Origin of the sequence: Kitasatospora sp. NPDC056138, assembly GCF_042264695.1 — a bacterium.
In the GTDB taxonomy this organism is placed as follows: domain Bacteria; phylum Actinomycetota; class Actinomycetes; order Streptomycetales; family Streptomycetaceae; genus Kitasatospora.
On the sequence record NZ_JBHJVK010000033.1, the window covers coordinates 83,314 to 91,112 of the forward strand.

The following is a 7,799-nucleotide window of genomic DNA, read 5'->3' on the forward strand; positions in this document are numbered from 1 at the left end:
GCGGCGACGCCCACTGCCGCCCGGGCCCCCTTCGCCTGGCGGCAGCGCGCATCTTCGACCGGCTCGACGACACGATCTGACCCGTTGTGCGTCACGCAGACCGGTCGTCTGCCGCGCCCACGGGCGGCAACCGCAGCCGGGCGCGAGCCGCCGTCCACGCGCACCAGCCGAATATCATTCCCGGGGCCGGGACAGGCCGAAGACCAAGGAGGACCCGTGGCCCAGCGCACAGAACGTGCAGACGCCCTGCGCAACCGAGAAGCCGTCCTGGCAGCAGCCGACGCCCTCTTCGCCGCCAGCAGCAGCCCCCACAGCGTGTCGATGGACGACATCGCCGCAGCCGCGGGCGTGGGCAAGGGCACCCTCTTCCGCCGCTTCGGCGACCGCGTCGGCCTGATCGGCGCCGTGATCGCTTCCCGCCTCGAACCCCTGCAGGAAGCCGTGCGGGAAGCGCAGGACGCGGCCGGATCCTCCCCGCGGCAGCGGGTGCTGGACCTGCTGGACGCCTCACTGCGCTTCAAGATCGAGAACCGGCACCTGATGTCGGCCGCGGAGGATGCCGGGCTCGGCAGCCCGTACCAGGCCGGGCACTACGGCTGGTGGCACGAGATGCTTCGTGCGGCACTGGATCAGGTACCCGGAGTCCACGACGCGGATTTCACCGCCCACGCCCTGCTGGCCGCCATCCGCGCGGACCTCGTTGCGCACCTGATCGACGATCGGAAGATGACGCCCGACGGCCTGCGCTCCTCGCTCGCGGCCCACGTCGAGAACGTCCTCGGCTGCAGCTCCGGTCGGCCCGGCACGGTCACGCGGATGCGGCACGAACACGACGAGCAGACCGACACGGCGTCGAGCACGTGATCACCCCCGCTCCCTTGCGTCCGGAGCCTGGGCCAGGACTCCGAAGCCGATCCAGACCGGACCTGCCGGTGAACCGGCCGCCCACCAAGAGGTGGAGGACATGGGCCCGTCGAGTTGCCCGTCTCCTGGGTCATCTTCGGGTCCGGACGAGGACTGCTGCGGGGTGGAGCGAATTTCGGGCGACAGGACGGCGGGTTTTCTGGACGACGACGGCCGGTGGTGAGCGGGACGACCTGGCGGTGAACGGCTCTCCCATCGGCACTCCTGACATGCCCTCAGGCCCGATGGCGAGGGGCCCTTTCGTCGGGATCTACAGGACGTCGGGGGCTACGGGACGACGGGCCCACGCGGCTGCCTGCCAGGCTGCGAGGAGCAGCAGAGTGCCGGCCTCCAGCAGGAGGCTGAGCAGGGCTTGGGGCGCGGGCTGCAGGCCGTGTTCGGTGAAGCCGAACACGCCGATCGTGCGGGAGGCGGCGAATCCGGCGAGAGCACCGAGCGCGACGCCGGCAGCTGCGGCCCTGAGCAGTGCCGGTGCTGTGAACAGCACCAGGGCGGCGACCGCGAAGGCAGCGACCGCCTGGAGTAGGAACAGGGCGCCGACGACGTGGATGAAGCGGTACCCGGTCAGGTAGAGCCGGGCGTGGATGTAGCCGCTCCCGGCGAGTGTGGCGGCGACGGCCAGGCGAGTCGCGAAGGCCGGACGCATCACGGAGCCGAGTCCGTTCCTGGCATTCATGCGAGGTACTCCTCCGAGATGATGCCGTGCCGTGCCGTGCCGTGTCCGTCGGTTGGCTTGTCGAGGTCGGCGTCCGGCGCCTTGCCGCGCGCGTACGGGTACCGGTTCATGGGGTCACCACCACGGTCGCGGTCATGAAGGGATGGATGGCGCAGAAGTAGGCATAGGTGCCGGCTTGGGTGAACGTGTACCGGTAGGTGGCGCCGGTCGTCAGCGGCGCCGAGTTCAGGGGCCCGCCGGATCCGGAGCTGGTCACGGTGTGGGCGTCGGTGTCCTTGTTGGTCCAGGTCACCGTCGTACCCGACTTGACCGTCAGGCTGGCCGGTGCGAACGCGAAGTTCTGGATCGTCACCGCGTTCCCGGCCACCGGTGCCGTCGCGGCCGGAGGGCTCGCCGGTGTGCTCATGCCGGGCATCGCCGGGGCGCTCGGGGCGGAGCTCGAGGCACCGCCGGGACCAGCGGAGGAGGAATGCGGTGATGTGCCGCAGGCGCTGAGCAGTGCCAGCGTGCAGGCAGTGGCAACGGCCAGGCCGGCTGCCACCGGGGACCGTCGGGGGGACGGAAGGGAGTTCAGGTGCATGGGTGTGTGCTCTCTACTGATCAGCCCGTGGGGCGGGCCGGGCGGGGGTCGGTGATCCGGCCGGTGTTCCGTGCCGGGACCCGGCGTCGAGGACGTGCACGGCTTCCGCGTCGACGCGGCCGCCGTGCGCGGATGGGCCGGATGCGGGGGTGTCGGCTGAGCTGCAGGTCGATGGCGCACCGGAGTCCGGTGAACGGGACGTGCCCCGGTAGCTGTCCGCGGGCGGCGCCGGGTGCGACGGTGCAGCCGCTGTGCGCGATGACGAGCGCGCCGGGCAGGACGCGGGCGGTGAATCCGTTGTGCTCGTGGAGCGCGTCGTAGCGCCGCAGCACGTGGTCGGGTCGCGTGACCGGCCGCGCGGTGGGGGAGACCCTGAGGGGCGCCGGAACCATCTCGGTCATCTCGGCTCACTCCTTGCAGGATGGGGGAGGGGGAGGGGGATCCCGGGGATCGGTGCTCGTCAGGTTCCACGGGTGCCGGGGGCCACGCGGTTCGGCGTGTGAGCACCTTTTGCGAGATTTCAGAGGTTTGTGAGACATGCGATGATCGACTTATGCCGTGGAGTCTTCGGAAGCGCGGTCCATCGAGTGAGCCGGATCGCTCCGGGAACCGTGTCTCTGATACGGGGACCATTTCCCGCGCGGACGAGGAGCTGCTCCGTACGCTGTACGCGGAGCATGCCGGGCCGCTGCTTCACTTCGCCCTGCGACTGACCTCAGGAGACTGGCAATGGGCCGAGGACGTCGTGCAGGAGACACTGCTGCGGGCCTGGCAGCACCCGGCGGCGTTCGACCCCGAGCGCGGACCGGCCCGGGCGTGGCTGTGCACGGTCGCCCGGAACCTGGTCATCGACGCCCGCCGGGCCCGCCGGGCCAGGCCGGCCGAGGCCGATGGGGAGGCGCTGGACCGGGTCGTGGAGCAGAGGCCCGGAGAGGACGAGATCGAGCAGGCGCTGCAGAGCTGGGCGGTGGCCGAGGCCATCCGGACCCTCTCCCCGGACCACCGGGCCGTGCTGCTGGAGACGTACTACAGAGGGCGGACGATGGTCGAGGCCGCAGAGGTGCTCGGCATTCCGGTAGGCACCGTGAAGTCGCGCACGTACTACGCCTTGAGGGCGCTGCGGCTGGTGCTGCAGGAACGGGGTATCGAGCCGTGACAGCGGGGTGGAGGAGGTGCGGACCATGAACGGCGACCGTGACGCCGTCCGGTTCTCCCTGGGCGGATACGTGCTGGGAACGCTGTCCCCGACGGAGACGGAGCAGGTGCGCGCCCACCTCGCGGAATGCGCCGAGTGCCGGGCGGAGTGTGCCGAACTGGCCGGGCTGCCCGCACTACTCGCGACGGTCAGCGAGGCCGAGGCCGCAGGCGAGGCGGCGCCCGCGCCCAGCGGGGAGCTGGCCGACCGGTTGGTACGGCGGGCCGCCGCAAGCGCGCGAGCGCAGCCGGAGCCTGCGGCCGCTGCCGTTCCCGGGGTACCGCGGCGAACCGAGCGAAGCCGGCTCGACCGGCTGCTCCAGCAGGCAGCGTCACGACGTCGTACCGCCGTGCGGAGGCAACTGGTCGGGGTCGCAGCCGCCACGGCGCTCATCGCTGCGGCAGCGTCGGGCGGTACGTGGCTGGCCGCCGTCGCGTCCACGAGCAGCCAGGTGGCGCAGCCCGCATCGACGTCGACGGCGCCGGTCCGCACGCTCTCCGGAACCGACGCCACCACCGGCGTGTCCGCCTCGGTCGAGGTCTCGCCCGCCGCTTGGGGCAGCGCCCTGCAGGTCCGGGCGAGGGGAGCGCCCCCCGGGATCACGTGCAGGCTGCAAGCGGTCGGGGTCACGGGCGCCACGGCGACCGCCGCCACCTGGCAGGCCGGCGAGTACCCGGGTGGCGCCAAGATTTCCGGGACCGTACCCATGTCCCCGGGAATGATCAGTCACTTCGACATCTACGCCGACAACGGCCAGAAGCTGCTCACCATCCCGGCGTGAGGCCTCGGCCCGGTCGGCTCCTCATGGCCGGCAGCCCGCCAGGGCTGGCACGGGCCGGCCGGACGAGAGGGGCAGGGCCCGCCGCGCGGTGCGACGTTCACCGGGGGACGTTCACCGCGGGACGTTCACCGGGGGACGTTCACCGCGGGACGGGGGAAGCGGGTTCGGGTGGCGACGGTCATCCCCGCCCGCATCGCCGACCGCGCCGGAGATCGAAGGTCATGACGTGCTCATCGCGGTCGCCGTGTGAGCGGCGCGCTCACACGGCGACCGGAGCCTCACCGGGCTCGGTCACGCCGACCACTGAAGGCAGGCGTGGACCTCGCGACCATCCGGAGCTTGGTGGACCTCCGTCGATTGTGCGAGGAACTCGACGATGCCGCTGCCACGGCCGTGCTCGTCCGGGGCGATGTGACGGCTGGGGCGGTCCACGTCAGCTCCGGAGTCGACGACCACGATGTGCAGCACGTGGTGGTCGAGAGCCAGCTGCAGCGTCATGCACTCGTGGCCGTACCGGGCGGCATTGGCGGCGAGTTCGTCGACGATGAGGACGGCGGAGTCCCGCTCGTCCCGGGGGATGCTCCAGCTTTCCAGCAGGTCCGCCGTGAAGTGACGGGCGGCGGAGACATGTGCTTCCTGGGCCGGCAAGGTGAGCAGCGCCTGGTGCCGGCAGCAGCCTCGCGGAGGCAGCGCACCCGTGATGGGTGTGAACCGGGGATGCTGCGGGCCTCGGCGTGCGGCGTGGACACGAGCGTCGCGGACGCGGCGGGAGTCTGCGGGGAGTAGCCGGGTCATCTCAGCTCACTCCTTGCGGATGGGAGGGGCGGGGGAGGAGATCTCGTGAATACCAGCGCTTGTCTACTTTCACGCGCGGCAGGCGCCATGCGGTTCGGCCCGTTCATGCCTCCGGAGTCCGCCAGTTGGTGGGCACACGGCGCTCGGCGGAGCCATGACCTGCGGCGACCTCAAGGGTTGACGAGTGCCCACGAGGCGTCCGGGCGGCTCGGGCGACGGCGCGGGGCGATCATGATGGTGGCGGCGGTGTGCCTCAGGTTGTGAAGGCCGAGCTTGGGCAGGTCGAGCTCGGGCAGGTCGAGCTCGGTGCTGCGCTTGCGGACCCGGTCGAGTACCCACTGGGACCGCAGTGGCGAGCCCGTCCGCGACGGCCGAGTTCGTGGCGGTCACCTGGGAGATCGTCGCGAGCGCGCCGGTGCACTGCCAGGCTGCGGCCTTCGCGGTCGGCCGTGAGGACCTGATTTCGGAGATGTTCGAGCAGGTGATCCGGATCGAGGACGCCAACTCGGCTCCGCCTCCGCCTCCGCCTCCGCCTCCGCCTCCGCCTCCGCCTCCGCCTCCGCCTCCGCCTCCGCCTCCGCCTCCGCCTCCGCCTCCGCCTCCGCCATCGCCGACTCCGAGTGGACGCTGCTGTGCACCCACCTATCCGGTGTGCTGCTGGCCGGTCTGCTCGCCAACGCCCTCCTCGGCTGGTCCTGGGCCGATCCGATCACCGCCCTGACCATCGCCGCCGTCTCCGTGAAGGAAGGCCGCGACGCCTGCTGCTCCCCCAGGCGCCCGCCCCCGAGTACCCCGGTCACACCGACACCTGTGGCCGCCGCCTCGGCTGCGACTGCTGTACCTGATCACAACCGTCACACGCAGCAACACCAGCCCTCGCCGCAGGCCGTAGCCGGCCGCGACCGGGGAGCCATCCGTCCTGGCCGCTGTCCCGTGCGGAGCGCGGGTGGGCTCTGTCGAGCTGTCGCTGCGGCACGGCGAGTTGCTGTCGGAGCACCCGGGTCTCCGCGTTCCCGGTCGCTCATCGCAGATGCCACAAATCCATGAGATCTCGCGAAAGGTGCTCGCACACCGAACCGCACGACCCCCGGCATCCGTGGAACCTGACGAGCACCGATCCCCGGAATCCCCCTCCTTCCCCCCAACCGGCAAGGAGTGAGCCGACACCCCCACATCCGGCCCGTCCGCGTACGGCAGCACGGTGGCCGCGCTGACCCGGAAGCCGTGCACGTCCTCGACTCCGGGTCCCGGCACGGAACACCGGCCGGATGACCGACCCCCACCCGGCCCGCCGCGCGGGCTGATCAGTAGAGAGCACACACCCATGCACCTGAACTCCCTGGTCCGCAGCGGCCCAAGTGCTGCACCCGAGTGGTCCGAGCGTTACGGCCATCTGTCGCCATGGCCCGCCACCAGCGAGAAGGAGCCACCGAAATGAGTGGGAAGCAGAAGACACTCGCCGTCCTGACCGGGACCGTGCTGGCGGCCGGACTCACCAGCCCGGCCTTCGGTTCCACCGCCACCGCCCCCCGGTCGCCGACCACGAGCACCGCCGCTGCGGGGTCCGGCAGGTCGGTCGTGGAGTGGAACCGCGAGCTCATCGGCATCCTGAGCGATCCCAAGGCCCAACCGTCCACCGTCCACCCCACGCGCAGCTTCGCGCTGCTCCAGGCCGCCGAGTACGACGCGGTGGTGTCGATCACCCGGGCGGACCCCCCGTACGTGTTCTCGGTGTCGGCACCTCAGGGCGCGCGTGCGGACGTCGCGGCGGACCAGGCGGCCCACGATGTGCTGGTCGCGCTGTACCCCACCAAGCGGGCAGGCGTGGACCAGCAGCTGAGCAGCCAGTTGTCCGCGATCGCCGACGGCCCCGGCAAGCAGGCGGGCATCGGCGTGGGAGCCGCGGTCGCGCGCCAACTGATCAGCCTGCGGTCCGATGACGGATCATCGGCCGAGCCGCCACCGTTCAGCCCCGGCACCATGCCCGGTGACTACCGGCCCACACCGCCCGCCTTCCCCGCACCGGCGTTCAGCAACTGGGGCTCGGTCAAGCCGTTCGTGCTGACCAGCGGTAGCCAGTTCCGGCCGGCGGCGCCGCCGGCCGTGAGCACCGCCGCGTACGCGTCCGCCCTGAACGAGGTCAAGGGCCTGGGCAGCAAGACCAGTACCACCCGCACCCCCGATCAGACCGCAGCCGCGAAGTTCTGGGCGGCGGCGCCCGTCTGGAACGTGTGGAACCAGGTCGCGCAGGGCCTTGTCACCTCCCGGAACGCGAGCCTGGCACAGGCGGTGAAGGTCTTCGCCCGGCTCGACCTGTCGCTCGCCGACACCGCGATCGCGATGTACGACGCCAAGTACGTCTACCACGTGTGGCGGCCCGTGACCGCCATCCGGCTCGGAGGTACGCACTACAACCCGGGCATCGTCGGCGATCCCAACTGGACCCCGCTGCTGCCGACCGCCCCGGACCCGTCCTACCCCGGCGCTCACGGTGCTCTCAGCCAGGCCGCGGCGACGACGCTCACCGGGCTCTACGGCACGCAGCACCAGCTCGCGGTGACGTCGAACGGTGTCACCCGAACCTTCGCCGGCTTCCAGGCCGCCGCCACCGAGGCCTGGCTCAGCCGGGTCTGGGGCGGCCAGCACACCGCCATCGACAACCAGGCCGGCCAGCAACTCGGTACGCAGGTAGCCGATTTCGTGGCACACCACATCTGACCGCCCGCACCCGCGCGGGGTCAGGGCGCGGTGGCAGGGAGCCGGCGGGGGGGCGGCCCGCGGGGGGGGGCCGGCGGCCGGCCCCCGGCCGGGGGCGAGAAAAAAAAAAACAGCCCCCCGCACCCCGCCA

General features: G+C 71.7%; 9 protein-coding genes. 5 read left to right on the forward strand and 4 right to left on the reverse strand.

The genetic code is table 11. From position 1 onward, the window contains the following. The first annotated feature begins 216 nt into the window (after nucleotides 1–216). Nucleotides 217–864: a TetR/AcrR family transcriptional regulator gene (locus ACFC1R_RS20845; RefSeq protein WP_375940624.1), complete on the forward strand. Its 648-nt coding sequence runs from the start codon at nucleotides 217–219 to the stop codon at nucleotides 862–864. Between the two features lie 310 nt (nucleotides 865–1,174). Here the strand turns inward: ACFC1R_RS20845 and ACFC1R_RS20850 are convergent, their stop codons facing one another. From ACFC1R_RS20850 to ACFC1R_RS20860, 3 genes are all read right to left on the reverse strand, one after another. Beyond that, nucleotides 1,175–1,600, reverse strand: coding sequence for a hypothetical protein (locus ACFC1R_RS20850; protein ID WP_375940626.1), 426 nt, complete (start codon nucleotides 1,598–1,600; stop codon nucleotides 1,175–1,177). 106 nt (nucleotides 1,601–1,706) lie between these two features. Continuing rightward, the gene (locus ACFC1R_RS20855) at nucleotides 1,707–2,006 is read right to left on the reverse strand and encodes a cupredoxin family copper-binding protein (protein ID WP_375940628.1); all 300 of its coding nucleotides are present in this window, start codon (nucleotides 2,004–2,006) and stop codon (nucleotides 1,707–1,709) included. Between the two features lie 194 nt (nucleotides 2,007–2,200). Beyond that, nucleotides 2,201–2,581, reverse strand: coding sequence for a hypothetical protein (locus tag ACFC1R_RS20860; RefSeq protein WP_375940630.1), 381 nt, complete (start codon nucleotides 2,579–2,581; stop codon nucleotides 2,201–2,203). Between the two features lie 152 nt (nucleotides 2,582–2,733). Here ACFC1R_RS20860 and ACFC1R_RS20865 point away from each other — a divergent pair, with 152 nt between their 5' ends. Together ACFC1R_RS20865 and ACFC1R_RS20870 are read left to right on the forward strand one after the other, a co-directional pair. Then, nucleotides 2,734–3,336 carry a sigma-70 family RNA polymerase sigma factor gene (locus ACFC1R_RS20865; protein ID WP_375940632.1) on the forward strand — a complete coding sequence of 201 codons (603 nt, stop codon included), beginning with the start codon at nucleotides 2,734–2,736 and terminating at the stop codon, nucleotides 3,334–3,336. 25 nt (nucleotides 3,337–3,361) lie between these two features. Continuing rightward, a complete protein-coding gene (locus ACFC1R_RS20870; RefSeq protein WP_375940634.1) occupies nucleotides 3,362–4,156 on the forward strand; it encodes a zf-HC2 domain-containing protein in 795 nt (264 codons plus the stop codon). A gap of 291 nt (nucleotides 4,157–4,447) precedes the next feature. Here ACFC1R_RS20870 and ACFC1R_RS20875 read toward each other — a convergent pair whose 3' ends face one another. Next, entirely contained in the window at nucleotides 4,448–4,804 is a 357-nt protein-coding gene (locus ACFC1R_RS20875) for an ATP-binding protein (protein ID WP_375940636.1), read from the reverse strand. A gap of 526 nt (nucleotides 4,805–5,330) precedes the next feature. Between ACFC1R_RS20875 and ACFC1R_RS20880 the strand changes: the two genes are divergently transcribed. Both ACFC1R_RS20880 and ACFC1R_RS20885 read left to right on the forward strand, forming a co-directional pair. Next, on the forward strand, nucleotides 5,331–5,672 hold the full coding sequence (locus ACFC1R_RS20880; RefSeq protein WP_375940648.1) for a DUF3050 domain-containing protein: 342 nt from the start codon (nucleotides 5,331–5,333) through the stop codon (nucleotides 5,670–5,672). 713 nt (nucleotides 5,673–6,385) lie between these two features. Continuing rightward, a complete protein-coding gene (locus ACFC1R_RS20885; protein ID WP_375940638.1) occupies nucleotides 6,386–7,669 on the forward strand; it encodes a vanadium-dependent haloperoxidase in 1,284 nt (427 codons plus the stop codon). Nucleotides 7,670–7,799 lie beyond the last annotated feature (130 nt).

Coding starts and splice junctions, on each gene's coding strand:
- ACFC1R_RS20865 (WP_375940632.1), top strand. CDS start 2,734: ATGCCGTGGAGTCTTCGGAAGCGCGGTCCATCGAGTGAGCCGGATCGC.
- ACFC1R_RS20870 (WP_375940634.1), top strand. CDS start 3,362: ATGAACGGCGACCGTGACGCCGTCCGGTTCTCCCTGGGCGGATACGTG.
- ACFC1R_RS20850 (WP_375940626.1), bottom strand. CDS start 1,600: ATGAATGCCAGGAACGGACTCGGCTCCGTGATGCGTCCGGCCTTCGCG.
- ACFC1R_RS20860 (WP_375940630.1), bottom strand. CDS start 2,581: ATGACCGAGATGGTTCCGGCGCCCCTCAGGGTCTCCCCCACCGCGCGG.
- ACFC1R_RS20885 (WP_375940638.1), top strand. CDS start 6,386: ATGAGTGGGAAGCAGAAGACACTCGCCGTCCTGACCGGGACCGTGCTG.
- ACFC1R_RS20855 (WP_375940628.1), bottom strand. CDS start 2,006: ATGAGCACACCGGCGAGCCCTCCGGCCGCGACGGCACCGGTGGCCGGG.